Annotated in this window: 15 protein-coding genes; 7 read left to right on the top strand and 8 right to left on the bottom strand. The window is 63.5% G+C overall.

Annotated elements, in window-relative coordinates; all coding sequences use genetic code 11:
* Positions 1-82: 82 nt before the first annotated feature.
* Positions 83-751 carry a lipoyl(octanoyl) transferase LipB gene (lipB, locus tag PV760_RS10290; RefSeq protein ID WP_018778719.1) on the bottom strand — a complete coding sequence of 223 codons (669 nt, stop codon included), beginning with the start codon at positions 749-751 and terminating at the stop codon, positions 83-85.
* Between the two features lie 155 nt (positions 752-906).
* Between lipB and PV760_RS10295 the strand changes: the two genes are divergently transcribed.
* Positions 907-2,493, top strand: coding sequence for a serine/threonine protein kinase (locus PV760_RS10295; protein ID WP_354627677.1), 1,587 nt, complete (start codon positions 907-909; stop codon positions 2,491-2,493).
* A 37-nt stretch (positions 2,494-2,530) separates the two neighbouring features.
* Here PV760_RS10295 and PV760_RS10300 read toward each other — a convergent pair whose 3' ends face one another.
* Positions 2,531-3,430, bottom strand: coding sequence for a TIGR01777 family oxidoreductase (locus PV760_RS10300; RefSeq protein ID WP_354627678.1), 900 nt, complete (start codon positions 3,428-3,430; stop codon positions 2,531-2,533).
* Positions 3,431-3,515: 85 nt separating this feature from the next.
* Between PV760_RS10300 and PV760_RS10305 the strand changes: the two genes are divergently transcribed.
* Positions 3,516-7,019, top strand: a complete 3,504-nt coding sequence (locus PV760_RS10305) for a S41 family peptidase (RefSeq protein WP_354627679.1) — start codon at positions 3,516-3,518, stop codon at positions 7,017-7,019.
* Between the two features lie 102 nt (positions 7,020-7,121).
* Here PV760_RS10305 and PV760_RS10310 read toward each other — a convergent pair whose 3' ends face one another.
* Complete coding sequence (locus PV760_RS10310; RefSeq protein ID WP_018778715.1) at positions 7,122-7,550, bottom strand: OsmC family protein; 429 nt, start codon at positions 7,548-7,550, stop codon at positions 7,122-7,124.
* Positions 7,551-7,683: 133 nt separating this feature from the next.
* On the opposite strand from PV760_RS10310, the gene PV760_RS10315 reads away from it, so the two are divergent.
* Entirely contained in the window at positions 7,684-8,067 is a 384-nt protein-coding gene (locus PV760_RS10315; protein ID WP_039240759.1) for a VOC family protein, read from the top strand.
* Positions 8,068-8,150: 83 nt separating this feature from the next.
* Here PV760_RS10315 and PV760_RS10320 read toward each other — a convergent pair whose 3' ends face one another.
* The 4 genes from PV760_RS10320 to PV760_RS10335 form a co-directional block, all read right to left on the bottom strand.
* The gene (locus PV760_RS10320; RefSeq protein WP_018778713.1) at positions 8,151-8,504 is read right to left on the bottom strand and encodes a hypothetical protein; all 354 of its coding nucleotides are present in this window, start codon (positions 8,502-8,504) and stop codon (positions 8,151-8,153) included.
* Positions 8,505-8,642: 138 nt separating this feature from the next.
* Complete coding sequence (gene sucB, locus PV760_RS10325) at positions 8,643-10,412, bottom strand: 2-oxoglutarate dehydrogenase, E2 component, dihydrolipoamide succinyltransferase (protein WP_354627680.1); 1,770 nt, start codon at positions 10,410-10,412, stop codon at positions 8,643-8,645.
* Positions 10,413-10,525: 113 nt separating this feature from the next.
* Positions 10,526-11,908, bottom strand: a complete 1,383-nt coding sequence (lpdA, locus tag PV760_RS10330; protein WP_018778711.1) for a dihydrolipoyl dehydrogenase — start codon at positions 11,906-11,908, stop codon at positions 10,526-10,528.
* 295 nt (positions 11,909-12,203) lie between these two features.
* Positions 12,204-13,727 (bottom strand): leucyl aminopeptidase, encoded by a 1,524-nt coding sequence (locus tag PV760_RS10335; protein ID WP_354627681.1) that lies wholly within the window; start codon positions 13,725-13,727, stop codon positions 12,204-12,206.
* 289 nt (positions 13,728-14,016) lie between these two features.
* Between PV760_RS10335 and PV760_RS10340 the strand changes: the two genes are divergently transcribed.
* From PV760_RS10340 to PV760_RS10355, 4 genes are all read left to right on the top strand, one after another.
* Positions 14,017-14,955, top strand: a complete 939-nt coding sequence (locus tag PV760_RS10340; protein WP_018778709.1) for a proteasome assembly chaperone family protein — start codon at positions 14,017-14,019, stop codon at positions 14,953-14,955.
* Between the two features lie 34 nt (positions 14,956-14,989).
* Positions 14,990-16,357 (top strand): MFS transporter, encoded by a 1,368-nt coding sequence (locus PV760_RS10345; RefSeq protein ID WP_018778708.1) that lies wholly within the window; start codon positions 14,990-14,992, stop codon positions 16,355-16,357.
* A 95-nt stretch (positions 16,358-16,452) separates the two neighbouring features.
* Positions 16,453-17,724, top strand: a complete 1,272-nt coding sequence (locus PV760_RS10350; protein ID WP_354627682.1) for a DUF4192 domain-containing protein — start codon at positions 16,453-16,455, stop codon at positions 17,722-17,724.
* A 244-nt stretch (positions 17,725-17,968) separates the two neighbouring features.
* The gene (locus PV760_RS10355; protein ID WP_018778706.1) at positions 17,969-19,282 is read left to right on the top strand and encodes an RNA polymerase sigma factor; all 1,314 of its coding nucleotides are present in this window, start codon (positions 17,969-17,971) and stop codon (positions 19,280-19,282) included.
* A gap of 225 nt (positions 19,283-19,507) precedes the next feature.
* Here the strand turns inward: PV760_RS10355 and PV760_RS10360 are convergent, their stop codons facing one another.
* Complete coding sequence (locus PV760_RS10360) at positions 19,508-19,729, bottom strand: DUF7455 domain-containing protein (RefSeq protein ID WP_018778705.1); 222 nt, start codon at positions 19,727-19,729, stop codon at positions 19,508-19,510.
* Positions 19,730-19,836 lie beyond the last annotated feature (107 nt).

Here is a 19,836-nt window from a genome sequence, read left to right on the forward strand (position 1 = left end):
ATCCACTCAGGCTTACGTTCAACCGGAACCGCAGAATTACGCTGCTCAACGCGCAGCAACTTACGGCCTTCAGGTGCCAAGGTCACTGGAGTGCTCCTTCGGGGGTGGAAACGAGTGCTTCTTCATGCTTGCGGAATTCTTCCACGAAGCGGTCAACGATATCGGCGGGATTGATGGTCCGGCCGGTTTCCAGCGTCATGGTGGTGACGCTGGCGTCAGTGATTCCACAGGCAATGATTTGGTCGTAGGGTGCCAGGTCATTGCTGCAGTTGATGGCGACGCCGTGCATGGTGACACCCTCCAGGACGCGGATGCCGATTGCGGCTATCTTCCGGTCCGGTCCCTTGTCGTCGGCAAGGATCCATACTCCCGCGCGGCCCTTGACGGTGACGGCCTTGATTCCGTAGTCGACCATGACGGCGATCATGATGGCCTCGAGGCGCTCGACGTAGTCGCGGATGCCGGCTCGGTTTTTCAGTTTGAGGATCGGGTAAGCGATCAGCTGACCGGGACCGTGCCACGTCAGTTTGCCGCCACGGTCCACGGGAACAACGGGGGTTCCATCGAAGGGCCGCTCGTGATCTTCCGTGAGCTTGCCGGCAGTGTAAACGGCGGCGTGCTCCAGAAGCAGGACGGTGCTGTTCTGCTCACCCGCAACAACTTTGTTGTGGATCTCGCGCTGCAGGTCCCAGCCCTGTACGTAGTCAACGAAATCCGGGGCAAGACCCAGTTGTGAAAACTCAAGAGTCATGCGTTCAAGCTTAGACCCAGCAGGGGATTGCCCATGGTTTTGTGGTGAAGCTCTCAGTCGCATCACGTGCTGTCGTGACAAGTGCGACAACGGCAAAAGTGCCGTGGCTGTGGATAACTTCTGCAGAGAATCGCAAGGTCCGGTAGACCTGATCCATGGAAACTCTGGAAACCGCCAATGCCGTGGCACCCCTGCTTCCGGGCTACGAAATTTCCCGACTCCTGGGTCAGGGCAGCAGCTCCGACGTCTGGCTCGTCAACCGGCTCAGCGACCGGACCCTGTTGGCGGTCAAATGTCCGCGTGGAGAAGTGCAGGCTGAAGACTTGGGGAGCGCCGCCCGCGAGGTCACGCTGCTGTCGCACCTGGTGCACCAACATCTTGTGCGCATCCACGAGGTCCTCCCAGCGGATGATGGTTCCGGCGGGACGGCCGGGATCGTTATGGATTACGCCGCAGGGGGATCGCTGGCGAACCTGGTGCCGGGGAGGAAACGGTTGAGCGTTGGCGAAACAGTGACGGTGCTGACGCCCATCGCACAGGCGTTGGACTATTTGCACCTCAACGGCATTGTGCACGGTGACGTTTCGCCGGGAAACGTCCTGTTCACAGCGGTGGGCATGCCGGTCCTGGCGGATCTGGGCCTTGCAGTGAGGGTGGGGGATACGCATCAGAACCTTGATGCCGGAACCACGGGATTCAAGGATCCGTTCAGCCCGGTATCCACGCATGGGACCTCAGAACATGGGCTGCGGCCGCAACGGGACGTGTACTCCTTGGCGGCAGTCGGCTGGTACTGCCTGACCGGCGTCGTACCCGGGCCGCCCCAGGTGAGGCCACCATTGTCAATGCTGGTTCCTGACGTGCCGAAAGGCTTGGCCGCAGCCCTTGAGGCCGGGTTGGCACCGGACCCGCAGATGCGGCCGACGGCAAAGGAGTTCGGCACGGCTATCTTCAGGAGTGCTGCCCCGGAGACCCTTGACCTGTCCGGAGCGGTGCATGATTCCGTGATTCCTGAGTTGCTCACCCGGCGCGAAGTGCACGGTCGTCAGGCACGCCGGGCAAGCCGTGGGCACTCCTGGATGCGCAGGCTCCTGCCGTTGCCCCGGGTGGAGGGACAATCAGGAGCCCGACGGCCCGGTACCTCCAGGAGCGTCCTGGCTGTCCGCGTGGCTCTGGTGGGGGTGGGCGGCACGCTGATCGGCGTCATGGCTTGGAACCTGTGGCAAGGGGGTGGTCTCGAGCCAAGGAATTTCCAGGCTGAGCCAACGGCCAGCCCGTCTGCCGGTCCCGGTCCATCCATGGAGCCTGCAAAGGCGGATGATCTTCCGGAAGAGCTCGCCGGAGCCCTCACAGCCGATGATCCAGAGGTCGCTGTGGGTGCCCTCTCAGCTGTTCGTGACTTCGCGCTGAGGGAAGGGCGGCTCCAACTGCTGGACCTGGTCAATGCCCAGGGTTCCCCGGCTGCGGAGTCGGATCACGGGCTTCGCGAACAGCTGCGGCTGTCCGGCACGACGTTCGGGGGGTTCACTACTGAACTGTCGGGAGCATCGGTTGGCGCATCACCGGAAGTGGACCGCGTACAGGTAGACGTCACGGCCACGATCTCGGCTTATGAGGAACGTGATGCGTCGGGCGCGGTGGTCCGGACGCAAATAGCCGGCGCATCCCAAGCCCTTCGCCTGACCTTGATCCGTGCGGATGGACGCTGGTGGCTTACGGAAGTAGCCGGGCCGGGCAAATGACCGCATCACAGCCGGCCGTCCGGGAACCCTGCTGCGCTTAGTGGTCAGTGTCCCTACGCAGCCACTCCATGGCTTCGGCCAGGGACGGGTGTTGCCAGTGGAAGCCTGCTTCGGCCAGGCGGGAGGGCTCCATACGTTGGTTGGCCAGCACGAGTTCATCCGCCAGCTTCCCCAGGACAAGACGCAGGGCAGGGCGGGGCACCCGGCAAAACGCCGGCCGGTGATACGCCTTCGCCAGCGCCTTCACGATCGTGTTGACGTCAGCACTTTCCGGGGCGCAAACGTTGACCGGACCTTCGAGTCCGGACCTCAGGAGGAAAGCGAGGGCAGCTGCCTCGTCCTGCAGGGTGATCCATGGCCAGTACTGGCGTCCGTTCCCGAAAGGACCCCCGAGCCCAAGCTTCAACAGGGGGAGCAGGGGCCCCAACGCTCCGCCCGCGGAACTCAACACAACACCCGTTCGGGGAGTCACTACCCGGACGCCCGCCGGTGCCGTCCTGGCAGCGCCTTCCCACTCGACGCAGAGAGGGCCCAGCACGCCGCCGCCGGCTGGCGAATCCTCGCGGAGGACGCCTGTACTGTCCGCTCCGTAATAACCGGAGGCGGATTGGCTGATGAAGGCAGCGGGCGGGTTGGCAAGGCGCCCCATGGCCGCTGTGAGCGTGTGCGTGGTTTGCAGTCTGGAATCGCGGAGGACTTCGATCCGTTTCTTCGTCCATGGCCGGTCCCCGATGCCGGCGCCGGAGAGGTTGACCACAGCATCCACGCCATCCAGGACTGCTTCGTCCAGCTCGCCCTTGGCGGGGTCCCAGGTGAATTCACCGGGCGTGTCGGCGGGCCGGCGCACAAGCCGGACAACCTCATCGCCCTGTGCGGCCAATTGCCCGGCCAGGGCGGTTCCAATCATTCCTGAAGCTCCGGACATCACGATGCGCATGACCCATCTCACCATAAGGCCAACGTCTGGCGGAAACGCCTGTCGTTGCCGCCGAGGGCAGGTGCCTCTTGACTATGATCGAACAATGACCTCCTCCAGCTACCTCCGTTTCCCGCATGTGCACGGCGATCTGGTCACTTTCGTGGCCGAAGACGACGTCTGGGTCGCACCGCTCCAAGGGGGCCGCGCCTGGCGGGTCTCCTCCCAGCAGCTTCAAGCAAGGAACCCGCGGTTCACCCCGGATGGAAAACGGTTGGTGTGGACGGTCGTGGTGGGAACGTCCCCGGAAGTCGTCACGGCCAACGTCGACGGCGGAGGGTACCGGCAGCTGAGCTACTTCGGGCACAGCACCACGAAAGTCAAGGGATTCACGCCGGCGGGCCACGTAGTGGTTACCAGTGCCTTCCAGCAGGCGGAAGGCCGCCACACGCACGCCTACAGCCTCCCGCTCGACGGCGGCGCCGCCGTCGAACTTCCTTTTGGTCCGGTAGAGGCTGTTGCTTTCGGGCCGGAGATCGGCGACGAGAAGCCGGTGGTTCTGGCGAGCGTTCTTTCCCGCGAACCCGCCTGGTGGAAGCGTTACCGTGGCGGCACTGCCGGCAAGCTGTGGATCGATGCCGACGGCAACGGTGAGTTTGAACGGCTGATTCCGGAGATTGATGGAAACGTCACCGACCCCCTGTGGGTCAAGGGCAGGATCGCTTTCCTGTCGGACCACGAAGGTTACGGCAATCTCTATTCAGTCCTTCCCGATGGCTCCGGGTTGCTGCGGCACACGGATCACGAAGACTTCTATGTCCGGCACGCCAGCACGGACGGCCAGCGGGTCGTCTTCGAGTCTGCCGGCGAGCTGTGGGTCCTTCCTTCCCTCGATGCTGAGGCGCAGCCGGCCAAGCTGGAGATCTCGCTCGGCTCAGCTTCACCGGCGCGCCGTCCCGCACCCCTCAAGGCTTCCGCGCACCTCGGCGATGTCTTCCCGAATGCCGGAGGCACGGCCAGCGCCGTGGAAGCGCACGGTACGATTCACTGGCTTCGGCACAAGGACGGCCCCTCGCGGGTGGTGGAGGCCACGCCCGGTGTCCGCGCACGCCTGCCCCGTCCGCTCACCGACGGCAGGATCGCCTACGTGGCGGACCACGGGGGAGTCGAAGCGCTTTACATCAAGCGCATTGCGGCACGGCTGACTGCCTCGGTGGAGGTATCCAAGGATGCTGAGGCGCCGGCGCCGGCGAAGGAAGACGATTCCCTGCCGAAGCCGGTTTCCGCCTCAAACATTTTGGGACAACCGAAAGCGGCCGGGGAGGCAGCCGCACCGGTAACGCTTTCCGTCGCCAACGCCGACACTCCTGCCAATGCCGCGCCCTCGCCCGATACGGCCGCCGGCGTCTCTACCTCTGATGCAGTTCCTTCGCCTGAGGGCGCCGCCCAGCTCCGCATCGACTTTCCGCAGCCCACTCGAACCAGCGCTTTGGAGCCGAGCCCTGATGGCCGCTGGATCGCCGTCGGGACCTCCTTTGGTGATGTTTTCGTCGCTGATACGTCGACCGGGAAGCTGGTCAAGCTCGTCAGTGTGGGCGATGGCAGCATCGAGCAGTTCGCGTGGTCGGGCGACTCGCAGTGGCTCGCCTGGTCCGAACCGGTCACGTCCTTTGGCTCACGCAGCAAGTTGAGGATTGCCCGCCCAGGCGAGCCCAGCCCGGGCATCATTGATGTCACTGACGGCCGCTTCTGCGACGAATGGCCGAGGTTCACCCCGGACGGCAAATTCCTGGCATTCCTGTCCAACCGGAGTTTCGACCCCGTCTACGACGGTCACTCCTTCGACCTCTCCTTCCCCAGCCCCATCAAGCCGTACATGGTGGCGCTGGCGGCGGATACGCCGTCGCCGTTCGGACCCTCGGTAGATACGCTTGAGGATGCGCCGCTGGATGCCGGAAAGTCCGACGACGGCGACATCCCGGACGTGCGCGTGGATGCCGAAGGACTGGCCCACAGGGTCATCACCGTTCCGGTTCCGCAGGGTAACTATTCCCACCTCGCCGTCGGCGAGGGCGCACTGCTGTGGTTGGACACTGAACTTTCAGGCGTTACCGGCGAGGGCAAAGGCACGCCCCAGGATAAGAAGTCTGCGCCATCCTTGGTGCGTTATGACCTCGCCAAGCGCAAGTCCACCACCATCGTTCCTGCAGTGGACAGCTACCGGCTATCCGGTGACCTGCGTCGGGTGGTTTACATCCTGGACAAGAGCGTCACCTCGGTGCCCGCCGATAGCAAGGTGGAGGAGGATTCGGCAGAACACGTGAAAGTGGAGCTCAACAGGATCCGCGTGACCCTCGACCCGGTCGCGGCCTGGGGACAGGCATTCGATGAAGCCTGGAGGTTGCAGCGCGACTTCTTCTGGACCGCGGACATGGCAGGCCAGGACTGGGACTCCGTCTACAAGAGGTACCGGCCGATCGTGGACCGCCTCGGCTCCCATGACGACCTCGTTGACCTGCTGTGGGAGCTCCACGGCGAGTTGGGAACCTCGCACGCCTACGTGCGTCCGGCAGCCGTCAACGAACCGGGGCGGAATGGCCAGGGGCGGCTGGGTGCCGAGCTGCAGCTCAGTAGCAAGGGTTGGGAAATCACCCGGATCCTCGCAGGGGAATCATCGGATCCGTTGGCTACCTCGCCCTTAACGCGACCCGGTGTGGACGCGAAGGTGGGCGACGTGCTCCTGGCTGTTGACGGCGTCGGGCTTTCGGCAGCCTTGACGCCGGCGATGCAGCTGGTGGGCGCAGCAGGACGGACTGTGGAGCTGACGCTTCTGAACGGTGACGGACACGGCGGTTCCGCTGGCGCGCAGCGACGTGTGGCAGTGGTTCCCATCCGTGATGAGGAACGGCTCCGCTACCAGGACTGGGTGCGTGCGAACCGCAGGACCGTCCGTGAAGCTTCCAATGGCAAGTTCGGTTACCTCCACGTCCCCGACATGATGGCCAACGGCTGGGCCCAGCTCCACCGTGACCTGGATACCGAAACGGCACTCGACGGACTGATCGTGGACGTTCGCCGCAACCGCGGTGGACACACCTCGCAACTGGTCGCCGAGCTGATTGGACGCAAGGTGACCGGCTGGAGCATGCCGCGCGGCGAGAAGCCCCGGACCTACCCGGACCATGCACCCCGCGGACCTGTCATCATCCTGACCGACGAATTTGCCGGTTCCGATGGCGACATCATCACGCAGGTCTCAAAACTCAGGGGCATCGGGCCTGTCATCGGGACCCGGACCTGGGGTGGCGTGGTGGGAATCGACAACCGCTTCTCGCTGGCCGACGGTACGGGCGTCACGCAGCCCCGCTACGCCACCTGGTTCAGCGGCGGAATCGGCTGGGACGTTGAGAACCGGGGCGTTGAGCCTGACATCGAAGTACTTTTTCCGCCGCACGCGTACGCAGCCGGCACGGATCCCCAGCTCGAGTACGGTATCGGTGCACTCAAGGAAATGATCCAGGAGCTGCCTACCGACCGGCCCCCGCTGCGCGAAGGCTACCGGAAGCTGCGGCCGGAGCCGTTGCCTTCGCGGCCACAGGTCCGGAAGTAGAGAGCCTGGTAAGCACAAAGAACCCCGTCACCAGCTGGTGACGGGGTTCTTTTGCATCAAGCGCGGGGGTTCTGGCCCCTCTGCAATGCGCGCTTGCTGTGGCTACTCTGCGAGTGTTGCGTCCAAGGTGATTTCGATGCTGGCCAGCGCGCCCGAAACGGGGCAACCCGTCTTCGCGTCCTCGGAGATACGGCGGAAATCCTCTTGGGAAAGACCCGGAACCTTGGCGGTCATCGTCAGGTGGCTGCCGGTGATGCCGGTGCCCGGAACGAAGGTCACGTCGGCCTTGGTGTTGACTTCCTCGGCGGTGAATCCTTCACCGGCCAAGGCGTGGCTGAAGGCCATGGAGAAGCACGCGGAGTGGGCTGCAGCGATCAGTTCTTCCGGGCTGGTCTTGCCGCCGGACTGCTCCGTGCGGGCCTTCCAGGTGACATCGAACGTACCCAGGCCGGAGCTGTCCAGCGTGGTGTTTCCAGCGCCCTCAATGAGGTTGCCGTTCCATACCGTGTGTGCGGTGCGTGTTGCTGCCATGTCCACTCCTTGGGTCGTTATATTCCGGCACCCGGCCTCCGCCGCGTGCCACCGCTTTCAATCCTAGGGATTCGGTCCAAGGACTGCACGGTCATTCCGCTGTCGGTGGATTGTGACCCCCTAAACTGGCGCCATGGATACAAAAGAACACGTAACCGGCGTGCAACGCCGAGGCCCAAGAATCGCCTCGATCATGGTCAATGCAGTGGATGCGGCCCGACTCTCCGCTTTCTGGTCTGAACTGCTGGACATACCCGTTTCAGCGGAGCACGAAGGTTTTATCTGGCTGCGTCCAGCCGAACCGGGTTTTCCCCAACTGGCGTTCCAGCAGGTCAACGAACCTACCGAAGGACGGCGCCGGCTTCACCTGGACCTTCACGACGCCGATGCCGCTGCCTTGCGGCGAAAGGCGGAGTCCCTGGGCGCTACTTTCATTGAGGGGCACGACGTAGCGGATTTCCACTGGGACGTCATGCATGATCCTGAGGGAAACGAGTTCTGTATCGCCCAGGAGTAGCAGCGTACTTAACGGCGGAGGCCGTCCCACCGGGCTGTGCGCACGGTGGGACGGCCTCTTGCATCAGGATGCAGGCGTGGGAGCTAGTTCCAGAGAGTGGCGATTGCTATGTTCACCAAGGCAAGCCCGCCCACACCGTGAGCCAATCCGGTAGACACAGCTTCACCGTTCTTGACCTTGCGCGAGCCGATGACCGCCAGCACGGCCACGGCCACGGCAATGGCGAACTTGACGCCGAGCTTGAAGTAGTTGGGATCGGCGTCCGGCAAGAAGGGGATCACACCCATCATGGCGATGCCGGTCAGGAGCTGAAGGAACGCACCATCGCGCTGGCGCGGGTGGACGGTTGGCTCCCTGAGGGTGGCGATCCAGTAGCCCACGATCATGGCTGCGCCGACGATGTGCAAGAACACCAGAATGTTGAAGAGAATACTCATGGCCCTAGCTTATCCAGTCGGTTCTACGTCCTGTAGCAAAGCCACGCGCTGGTGTTAAAAGCGGAAGGGGCAGGTCCCCGGGTTTCCCCGGCAACCTGCCCCTTCCGGATCTGCGGGAGTACCTGCAGACGGAACTACTTAGAGACCGAGGTCTGCTTCGAACGCGCCCTCTTCAAGGCGTGCCTTGAGGGTCTGCAGGAACCGGCCGGCGTCGGCGCCGTCCACCAGGCGGTGGTCGTACGTCAGCGACAGGTACATCATGGAGCGGATGGCGATCGAGTCGTCACCGTTTTCGTCAGCAACCACAACAGCGCGCTTGACGATGGCACCGGTGCCGAGGATACCTACCTGCGGCTGGTTGATGATCGGGGTGTCGAACAGGGCGCCGACAGAACCGATGTTGGTGATGCTGAACGTACCGCCGGACAGCTCATCCGGGCCGATCTTGCCGTCGCGGGTGCGGCCTGCAACATCAGCGATCTTCCCGGCAAGGCCGGCGAGGTTCAGGTTGCCGGCGTCGGAGATGACGGGAACCAGAAGGCCCTTGTCAGTGTCGACGGCGATCGCCAGGTGTTCGGCGTTGTGGTAGGTGATTTCCTGCTTGGACTCGTCGTAAGCAGCGTTCAGCTTGGGGTGCTGCTTCAGTGCCTCGGCCACAGCCTTGGCGATGAACGGCAGGAACGTCAGCTTGACGCCGTTCTGGGCCTGGAACGAGTTCTTGGCCTTGAGGCGGAGCTTGGCGATCTTGGTCATGTCGACCTCGTGCACCTGGGTCAGCTGGGTGGAGACCTCAAGAGACTCGCGCATGCGGCGGGCGATGACCTGACGGATGCGGGGAGCCTTCTCCGTGGTGCCGCGCAGCGACGACGCAACGACCGGTGCAGCAGCCTTGGCTGCGGGCGCAGCGGCAGGAGCGGGGGCAGCCGGTGCAGCGGCAGCCTGCCTGGCTTCCGCGGCGGCAAGCACATCCTGCTTGCGGATACGTCCACCAACACCGGTGCCGGAGACAGATGCAATGTCAACGCCGTGCTGGTTGGCAAGCTTGCGAACCAACGGAGTGACGTAGCCGGATTCGGAGGAGCCAGCCGATTCGGCGGCAGGAGCAGCAGGTGCGGCGGCCGGAGCGGCGGCGGGAGCCGGGGCGGCGGCGGGAGCCGGGGCTGCTGCAGCGGGGGCAGGTGCTGCCGGTGCTTCTGCAGGAGCGGCCGGAGCCGGAGCGGCAGCAGGGGCGGCCGGAGCCGGAGCGGCAGCAGGAGCGGCCGGAGCCGGAGCGGCGGCCGGGGCGGCTGCGCCCGAGCCGATGATTGCCAGGACGGAACCGACTTCAGCAGTCTCGTCCTCGTTGACGCGGATCTCCTGGAGGGTACCGGCAACGGGGGAGGGGATCTCCGTGTCGACCTTGTCGGTGGATACCTCAAGAAGGGGCTCGTCGACCTCAACGGTGTCACCGACGGCCTTGAGCCAGCGGGTGACGGTGCCTTCGGTGACGCTCTCGCCCAACGCGGGGAGGGTGACTTCGTGGCCTTCGCCGGACGAAGCGGCGGGTGCTTCCGCAGCCGGAGCTTCTTCTGCGGCGGGAGCTTCTGCGGCGACCGGTGCGGCCTCTTCCGCGGGAGCGGCAGGTGCTTCCTCAGCCGGTGCCGCAGGTGCGGCCTCTGCAGCTGAGCCGGAGCCATCGCCGATGCGGACCAAGGGTGCGCCAACTTCAGCCGTCTCGTCTTCAGCGACGAGGATTTCTTCGATGACGCCTGAGATCGGAGAAGGGATTTCGGTGTCTACTTTGTCGGTTGAAACCTCGAGCAGCGGCTCGTCGATCTCCACCCGGTCACCAACCTGCTTGAGCCAGCGGGTGACGGTTCCTTCGGTGACACTCTCACCGAGGGCGGGCAAGTTAACGGATTCAGACATGTCGTCCCCGTTCTCCTTATTGATCTTTGTGCGGATGAATTCTGCTGGTCCGGGCCGGGTGCATCCGGCAGATTCCGCCGCATGCACCCGACCCGTTTGTCTTGGGTAAAGACTTAGCCGTGGAGCGGCTTGCCCGCGAGGGCGAGGTGGGCTTCGCCCAAAGCTTCGTTCTGGGTCGGGTGGGCGTGGACCAGCTGGGCCACGTCCTCCGGGTAGGCTTCCCAGTTCACGATCAGCTGGGCTTCACCGATCTGTTCACCCATACGTGAACCAATCATGTGGATACCAACTACGGGGCCATCCTTCTGGCGGACAAGCTTGACGATGCCGCCTGTGCCGAGGATGGAGCTCTTGCCGTTTCCGGCAAGGTTGTATTCCTGGGTCTGCACCTGGTCGTCGCCGAACTTCTCCTTGGCGGCCTTTTCGGTGTAACCGACCGTGGCGATTTCAGGTTCGCAGTACGTGACCTTGGGGATGTTTATGTCTTCGACGATGGCCGGGTTCAAGCCGGCGATCTCCTCGGCAACGAAGATGCCCTGCTGGTAGCCACGGTGTGCGAGCTGGACTCCCGGGACGATGTCGCCCACGGCGTAGATGTTGCCGACACCGGTGTGGAGGCGCTCGTTGGTGATGACGAAGCCACGGTCGATGGTGATGCCGGCTTCTTCGTAGCCCAGGTTGGCGGTCACGGGACCGCGGCCTACTGCAACGAGCAGGAGGTCTGCTTCGAAGGTCTGGCCATCAACCAAGGTGACCTTGACGCCGTCGTCGTTCTGCTCGACGCCCTGGAAGAAGATGCCCGTGGTGAACTTGATGCCGCGCTTCTTGAACGCACGCTCGAGGTTCTTCACGATCGAGGCGTCCTCGTTGGGGACCAAGGAGGGGAGGCCTTCGATGATGGTGACGTCCACGCCGAAGGACTTCCACACGGAAGCGAATTCGACGCCGATGACGCCGCCGCCGAGGACGATGGCGCTCTTGGGGATGTAGTCCATGGTGAGGGCCTGGTCGGAGGTGATGACCTTGCCGCCGATTTCAAGGCCCGGGAGCGACCGCGAGTAGGAACCGGTGGCCAGGACAATGTTCTTGCCCGTGTAAGCCGTGCCGTTCACTACGACGGTGTTGTTGCCCTGGAGCTTGCCTTCACCCTCGATAACGGTGATGCCCTTGGACTTGATGAGTCCCTGGAGGCCCTTGAACTTGCCGGCGATGATGCCGTCCTTGTAGGCGTTCACGGCCGACATGTCGATGCTGTCGAGCGTGACGTTCACGCCGTACTTGGCGGAATCGCGTGCATGGTCAGCCAGTTCGGCCGAGTGCAGGAGGGCCTTGGTGGGGATGCAACCATTGTGCAGGCAGGTTCCGCCGAGCTTTGCCTTTTCCACAAGGCCAACGGTGAACCCAAGCTGCACGGCCCGCAGGGCAGTGGCGTAGCCGCCGCTGCCGCCACCGAGTACCAGGATGTCGAATTCTTGCGCAGTTGCCTGATCGGCCACTAAAACGCTCCCTCGCGTGAATGATGACACGGGACTGCGTGCCATCTGGTCTTTGGAACTTGTTCTGCCGTGATTATGCCAGCACCTAAGTTCTCTTGCATTTGTGACTATCGAGTTCACCTTAGCGAACCACCTACCCATGCTCCACCCTCTGCGGGTGTTTGTGGAGCGCTTGTGTCGAGACTCACGTTCACTTGTGACACAGCGCTACACGCCGCATAATTCCGGGGTTGCGTGGCCCCTGCCGGGTCATCGCCCGGACCACGCAACCCCGGAGGAAGCGGGGAGTGTGCCGCTAGGCGGAAACCGCCAAAAGGTCCTCGGCGTAGGCAACCAGGGTGCGGACGGTGCATCCGGTGCCCTGCTTGGGTGTGTAGCCGTAGGGGCTGCCGTTGTTGAAGGAGGGGCCGGCAATGTCCACGTGGGCCCACGGGATCTGCTCGCCGGAATCGTCCTTGCCCACGAACTCGCGCAGGAACACCGCGGCGGTCATCATGCCACCGTTGCGCTCACCAATGTTGGCGATGTCTGCCACCTGGGAGTCCAGGCTTGGGCGGAGTTCTTCCGGCAGCGGCATCGGCCACACCAGTTCGCCTGCGCGGTCGGCGGCGGACTTGAGTGCAGCCGTGACGGAATCCGAACCCATCACACCAGCGGTGCGCAGGCCCAGGGCGATCAGCTGCGCGCCCGTCAGGGTGGCGACGTCAATGATCACATCCGGCTTCTCCAGGCTGGCGGCGACGAGTCCGTCGGCCATCACAAGGCGACCCTCGGCGTCGGTGTTCAGTACTTCCACGGTCTTGCCGCCGTGGATGGTGAAGACATCGGCGGGCCGCGCTGCGGCACCGGACGGCATATTCTCTGCGATGCAGAGCCAGGCGGTTGCCTTGATGGGCAGACCCAGCGAAGCCAGCGCCAGGACAGTATTAAGGACGACGGCGGCGCCCGCCATGTCGCTCTTCATGTCGCCCATGCCGAGGGCGGGCTTGATGGAGATGCCACCGGTGTCAAAGGTGATGCCCTTTCCGACGAGGGCAATCTTCCGGGTGGCCTTGGCGGGAGCGTATTCCACCTTGACCAGGCGCGGCTGGCGGGTGGAGCCCTTGCCGACGCCGAGGATGCCGCCAAAGCCCTCCTTCTCCAGGCGCTTCTCATCCCAGACGGTTACCTTGACCGGAAGGCCCTTGGCGAGTTCCTTGGCGGACTCGGCAAACGACTCAGGGTAGAGGTGGCTGGGCGGTTGGTTCACCAAGGTGCGGGTGGCGTTGACTGCCCTTGCCAGGACAACTGCCCGATCGAGCGCAGGCTGGGCCGTCTTTGCATCCACGTCAGAGAAGATCAGTGCCTTGGCCACCGGCGCCTTCAGGCCATCGGTGGAGGAGCGGTGCTCAGTGTAGGAATAGGCGCCCAAAGCGGCACCTTCGGCGACCGCTGCCACATCCGTGAGTGCCGGCGTCGGGAAAGCCAGTGTCACCGACGGCAGCCCTGCAAGCTGGCGCACTGCCGATCCTGCGGCCCGGCGCAAAGCCTCTTCGCTGAGGTTGCCGCCGTTGGCAAGTTTGCCCACGCCCGCCAAGACCAGAACTCCGGCGCCCGTTTCGGGCAGTCCGGGAAGGCGGTGCACCTGGTCGGCCGCGCCGCTGATCCCCAGGAGCTTCAGGGAGCCTGCCACAGACTCGGCAGACTTGGCACTGAGCGGATTGGGAAGCAGCACCGGCCCATCCGTGCCTTGTGCAACTCCGATCACGAGTGCGTCGCTGGGGGACTTTTTCAGGTCCTTGGCAATGATGCCCAGGATGATGTCAGTAGTCTTGACCACGAGGATGTGTCCTCACTTCTCTCTGCATTGCATGGCGGGGCCGCATGTTAGGCGGCCTGCCCCGGTACGCGCCCGACGTCCACGTGCGACGGCGGCCTTGGTCTTCAGGCCGGGCGTCACTGGAGGACGTCGGCCCGTTTCGATCGTAGTCTCTCAGCGACCGCTGACAGCAATTAAATGAGAGCTGCCGCACATCGGGGGCAGGAATGCCAGCTCCGCGTGCAGCGTTGTAACCATACAGACCATCCCGAACCACAGAACCGAACTTGCCCCGTGAAAGGAATACGCCGTGTTTGAACGGATATCCGGCACCCTCCTGGACCCTGAAGCGCTCTACGCGAGCAACATCGAGACCTTCCACAGCCCCGAATTGCGCGGTCTGGACATGGTCATGGGCTTCACGGGGTTTGCCGATGCCGGTCATGTAGTCCGGCAAATCAATGCGGAACTGTTGGACGAGCTCGATGCCGAGGTCGTGGCCATGTTCGACGCCGACCAGCTCATCGACTACCGCTCGCGCCGTCCCCACATCAGCTTTGTGGAGGACCACCTCCAGGATTACCAGGCGCCCAAGCTCGGCCTGTACAAGCTGACGGACGGGCTGGGACAGCCTTTCCTCCTGCTGGCCGGTTTTGAACCTGATCTGCAATGGGAGCGGTTTGCCCGCGCCGTGGTCGGAATCGTGGAGAAACTGGACGTCAACCTCGTCACGTGGATCCACTCAATCCCCATGCCTGTGCCGCACACGCGGCCAGTGGGTGTGACGGTGCACGGCAACAGGCCCGAGCTCATCGAAGGAATCTCCAGCTGGAAGCCCACCGTGGAGGTGCCGGCAGCCATTGGCCACATCCTTGAGCTTCGGCTCACCGAGGCCGAACGCAGCGTCGCCGGCTACGTCATCCACGTGCCGCACTACCTGTCCGAGGCCGAGTACCCTCCCGCGGCAGTGGCGGGCTTGGAATACCTCGGGGCGGCGACGTCCCTGATGCTCCCCACTGACCGCCTGCGCGAAGCGGGGCGGGAGGTTGGCCGGCAGATCGCTGAGCAGATCGCAGCTTCCGAAGAAGTGCAGGCGGTGGTGGCGAACCTGGAGACCCGCTACGACGAGAAATCCGAGGGAATCGTCCGCCGCTCCCTGCTTGCCGACGAGAACGACGAACTGCCCAACGCCGAGGACATCGGAGCAGCTGTGGAAGCGTACCTGGCACGTAAAGACACGCCTCAATAAATCAGCTTTATCCGTTGACCGGCATAATTGAGGTGTGACTTCTCCCCGCGCCTGGCTTATTTGGACCATAGGCATCTTCGCCTACCTCGTGGCTGTAGCGCAGCGGACTTCCTTCGGCGTGGCAGGTTTGGAGGCAACTGAACGGTTCCACGCCAGCGCCTCAGCCATCTCCTTCTTCACCGTCCTGCAGTTGTTGGTCTATGCAGGGCTGCAGATTCCGGTGGGCGTACTGGTGGACCGGTTCGGGTCGCGGGTCATGGTGGCCGGCGGTGCTGTCCTCATGGCCGCCGGACAACTCCAGCTTGCTTTCGCTGAGAGCATTCCCGGCGGTGTCCTGGGCCGCGTTCTCGTAGGGGCGGGCGATGCCATGACGTTCATCTCGGTAATCCGCCTTGTTCCCCTGTGGTTCGCCCCGGCAAGGGTTCCCCTGGTGACCCAGTTGACTGGCATGTGCGGCCAGCTGGGCCAGCTGTTCAGTGTGGTCCCGTTCGCGTTGTTGCTGCATTCTGCCGGATGGACGCCAGCGTTCCTGACACTGGCTGCGATGTCGGTGCTGGCAGTTGTCCTGGTCCTTTGCCTGTTGCGGGACGCCCCTCCAGGCCACCCCGCCAAGGCTTCGGCCCAAGGCCTGCGGGCCACGGGCGTTTCCCTGTCCAGCGCCTGGAAACAGCCCGGGACCAGGCTGGGCCTGTGGAGCCACTTCACCGTACAGTTCAGCGGCAACCTCTTTGCGATGACATGGGGATACCCGTTCCTGCTCTCAGCCCAGGGACTGGACGCCGGAACGGTGTCCGCCCTGATGGCGCTCTTCGTGGCAACGGCCATCGTTGCCGGACCAGGACTAGGACGGTTCGTCTCCAGGCACCCCATGCGCAGATCGGCAATGGTCCTTTTGATCACCACCGCCACGGCCATGGCGTGGGCGGCCGTGCTCCTTCTTCCTGAGCGGGCTCCACTCTGGCTTCTGGTTCTCTTGGTCGTGGTGCTTGCCATCGGTGGCCCGGGCTCCATGATCGGCTTTGACTTCGCCCGGACGTTCAATCCTTCACACCGGATCGGCACGGCAACAGGAATCGTCAACGTTGGCGGCTTCATCGCCGCCCTCATTGCCATCTACCTCATTGGCCTGGTGCTCGACCTCCTGAACGCCAGCGGATTCTCCGGCGGAGAGTTGTACGGCCTCGCACCGTTCCGGATTGCCCTCAGTGTCCAGTTCCTGCTGCTCGCGATCGGAACCGTCTTGATTCTGGTCACCCGGCGGAAAGTCCGGCGCCAAATGGCAAGCCAGGGCATCCACGTCCCACCATTGGCAACCGCGCTCGCAAGGCAGCGGCGTGAGCGCCTGGAGCGCCGGCGCGAGGCACGCTCCAAGGCGGCGGGGACTAGAGCGGCGGGGGAGTAGAAGGCGCGCAGCAGCCGCCTCCGCACCCTGACGGCTTTTCCACATAGCTGGGTTTGTGCCTGTTCCTTGTCTTCGCCGGTGCGCAGGCTTGAGGCATGACCACCAACAAAACTCTTAACATCCACCAGCCCGAAGACATCCTTGGCTACATACCCCACATGCTGGGTTATTGGCCCGAGGACAGCCTCGTGGCCATCACGATGCAGGGAAAGCTCCTGGGCGCAACCCTCCGGGTAGACCTGCCGGTGTTGTCCTCCCACGCAGCCATGGCCCGTTTCGCTGAACATGTGCGCCAGTATCTGATTGCCGATGAGGCTGCCAATGGCGTGGTCCTCGCCGTGTATACCGATGGCGGTTGGCAGGACGGCTCAGTGGTTGGCCGGATGACGCCCTTGCTCGATGCCCTCAGGGCCAGCCTCGACTGCGTCGATCTCTCAGTGCGTGACGCTTGGTTGGTGGGTGCCGAATACTGGCGGGGAGCCTACTGCGTCGATGAAGGCTGTTGCCCGCTTCCCGGGTTCGCCGTTGAACGGATCAAGGAAAGCCGGCTCAGTGCGGAATTGGTGTACCAGGGGAATGCCATCGGACCGTCCCCACGAAAAGGCTTTGAAGGGCTGGGACTCGCCTTGTCCGGCCCGCACGGATCCCGGGTATCGGAAGCGGAGGTGCAATTCGGTCAACAGATACTTGGCAGCTGGCGCAGCGAGGCCTGCTTCGATGCTGTCCTTGCTGTGTGGCGGTACGTCATGACCAGGGCCCTCCGGAATGCTCCCCTGGACCCGGCCGCTGATGCGACGCTCATCGGATTTCTTAGGACCACGCTGAAAGTGACGGCGTGGCGGGACGCGGTGGTGGTGATGGCCGCAGCCGGCACGGATGCTGCAAAGTCCGGCGCTGAAGAATTCGGACTCTTCGTCGAGGATGGGCTGGACAGCCCACCTTTTGATTCTCGGGAACTGGGCGTGCCCGATGTCGGGCCAACCACCGAAAACCAGTCGGGGGCCGCCCGTACTGAAGGATCCGGGGAGCCCGCCGACGTTTACACCTACGGCGATGTCCTGTTGGGCATGCATCCGGAGGTGCCCTGCTGGAGCGACCTCGACGTGCTGCAACAGGCCCTTGCCCTACTGACCATCGAGGGCGAGCTGGGAGAAGTGGCAGCCGCTGCGCTGACCCTGCAAGGGTGGATTTTCTGGTGCAGGGGCAACGGCTCCCTCGCACACGCCTGCCTGAGCCGGGCCGGAGACGCCCAGCCAGGCTACCGCTTGGCCGAGCTGCTCATGGAGATTCTGGGGGAGGGCGTTCTGTGTGGGTGGGCGCGCCGCCCCGACTCCGCATGGAAGGGGCCGGGCAATGCACCTGCCTAGTTTCCTTGGCACTCAACAGGCGTACGTTTCGCAAAACCGTGAGACAATGGATGCCGAGACCCGGTTGGGTCCGCGTTTGAATGCCTGGATGGGCCCGGAGACGGGAACAATCCAGTGTCGCCGGTAGTTGTAATCAAAGACTCTGCAGGCGGTGATCGCATTTGAAGTTGATCGCGGACTTGACAGGGTCATAGTGGTGTTGCCCGTATGGTGATTCCACAGACCGCCGCTAGAAAGGTTTTCTGTGACCCCGTCTTCCGTCGAGAAGGAACCCGCCGCCCAGGCCGAATTGTCCGCTGAGGAAAAGAAGGCGGCCACATCGGCAAAGCGCGCTGCGACACGTGCTGCCAACAAGGCTTCAGAGGGCGACTCTGACAAGCCTGCCCCGAAGAAGCGTGGACCCAAGCCCGGTGCGAAGGCCGCTGCCGAAGCAGCGAACAGCTCCTCCGCCACCGACGCCGAGGAGCCCAGCGCCGAGGACGAAGACTTCGACCCCGCAGCAGCGGAGGAAGTCGAAGTCGGAGACGACGACACCGAGGACGGCGCGACTGCCGCCAAAGACAAGGCTGCCCCGTCCGGCTCAGGCTTTGTCTACTCGGATGCCGATGATGACGACGCACCTGTACAGCAGGTCATGTCAGCTGGTGCAACCGCAGACCCCGTCAAGGACTACCTGAAGCAAATCGGCAAGGTGGCCTTGCTGAACGCCGAACAGGAAGTCGATCTGGCCCTCCGCATCGAGGCCGGGCTCTTCGCTGAGGAAAAGATCAACGCGGATGACGGGTCCATGGATCCCAAGCTCAAGCGCGAGCTCGAGTTCGTCATCCACGATGGCAAGCGTGCAAAGAACCACCTGCTCGAGGCCAACCTTCGCCTGGTTGTATCGCTCGCGAAGCGTTACACCGGACGAGGCATGCTGTTCCTGGACCTGATCCAGGAAGGCAACCTGGGCCTTATCCGCGCCGTGGAGAAGTTCGACTACACCAAGGGCTTCAAGTTCTCCACTTACGCCACGTGGTGGATCCGCCAGGCAATTACCCGTGCCATGGCTGACCAGGCCCGCACCATTCGTATTCCGGTGCACATGGTCGAAGTCATCAACAAGCTGGCCCGCGTTCAGCGCCAGATGCTTCAGGACCTGGGCCGCGAGCCCACGCCCGAGGAGCTGGCACTGGAACTGGACATGACACCCGAAAAGGTCGTCGAGGTCCAGAAGTACGGTCGCGAACCCATCTCGCTCCACACCCCGTTGGGCGAGGACGGCGACTCCGAGTTCGGTGACCTGATCGAGGACTCCGAAGCAGTTGTTCCGGCTGACGCAGTGAGCTTCACGCTCCTGCAGGAGCAGTTGCACTCAGTTTTGGACACCTTGTCAGAGCGTGAAGCAGGCGTGGTCGCCATGCGCTTCGGCCTCACTGATGGCCAGCCGAAGACTTTAGACGAAATCGGCAAGGTCTACGGAGTGACGCGTGAGCGCATCCGCCAGATCGAATCCAAGACCATGTCCAAGCTGCGGCACCCGTCCCGCTCGCAGGTCCTGCGGGACTACCTGGACTAAAATTCCAAGCAAGTGCGTCAGCACCAAAGCGGCCCAGTCGGTTATCCGGCTGGGCCGCTTTCTTGTTGACCGCCCGGACATCAATCCACGGCGGAACCGGCATTAAGCAGCGCCCTGTGGAAGCAGACGGATACAGCAAAAAGGACCCCTCCCGGTGGGGAGGGGTCCTTTGGCTCGATGTGGTTCCGGACTCTTGCCGGTTGCATTGTCCAGTCGACGTGTACGTTAGTCGACGGGTACGGGTGCCTTCTCATTGAGGCGCTCGGTCTCATCATGCCAGTCGGAAGTCATGGGCCGGAGCGTGGCTTCAACTGCACGTGCGTGGTGGCCGCAGAAGAGCAGCTCACCACCGGAGGACTCGAGTACAACGCGGACATACGCCTGGGCTCCGCAACGATCGCACCGGTCAGCGGCGTTCAGTGTGCGGTCTGCAACTGCTGTTGTCATGTCGGCCTCCTTAGTAGTTCTGTACATCCATATAACCAGCATTCGACGCAGATCCATGGCAAGGATGGGTCACTTTCGCTGTCCGCGTATCACATGTGCGTAACGTA

This window comes from Paenarthrobacter sp. CC6 (genome assembly GCF_040560085.1).
In the GTDB taxonomy this organism is placed as follows: Bacteria; Actinomycetota; Actinomycetes; order Actinomycetales; family Micrococcaceae; genus Arthrobacter; species Arthrobacter nicotinovorans.

Excerpts from the sequence above, each read along its gene's own strand:
- sucB (WP_354627680.1), bottom strand. The coding sequence starts at position 10,412 with ATGTCTGAATCCGTTAACTTGCCCGCCCTCGGTGAGAGTGTCACCGAA.
- PV760_RS10300 (WP_354627678.1), bottom strand. The coding sequence starts at position 3,430 with ATGCGCATCGTGATGTCCGGAGCTTCAGGAATGATTGGAACCGCCCTG.
- PV760_RS10350 (WP_354627682.1), top strand. The coding sequence starts at position 16,453 with ATGACCACCAACAAAACTCTTAACATCCACCAGCCCGAAGACATCCTT.
- PV760_RS10315 (WP_039240759.1), top strand. The coding sequence starts at position 7,684 with ATGGATACAAAAGAACACGTAACCGGCGTGCAACGCCGAGGCCCAAGA.
- PV760_RS10360 (WP_018778705.1), bottom strand. The coding sequence starts at position 19,729 with ATGACAACAGCAGTTGCAGACCGCACACTGAACGCCGCTGACCGGTGC.
- PV760_RS10320 (WP_018778713.1), bottom strand. The coding sequence starts at position 8,504 with ATGAGTATTCTCTTCAACATTCTGGTGTTCTTGCACATCGTCGGCGCA.
- lipB (WP_018778719.1), bottom strand. The coding sequence starts at position 751 with ATGACTCTTGAGTTTTCACAACTGGGTCTTGCCCCGGATTTCGTTGAC.
- PV760_RS10305 (WP_354627679.1), top strand. The coding sequence starts at position 3,516 with ATGACCTCCTCCAGCTACCTCCGTTTCCCGCATGTGCACGGCGATCTG.
- PV760_RS10310 (WP_018778715.1), bottom strand. The coding sequence starts at position 7,550 with ATGGCAGCAACACGCACCGCACACACGGTATGGAACGGCAACCTCATT.
- PV760_RS10295 (WP_354627677.1), top strand. The coding sequence starts at position 907 with ATGGAAACTCTGGAAACCGCCAATGCCGTGGCACCCCTGCTTCCGGGC.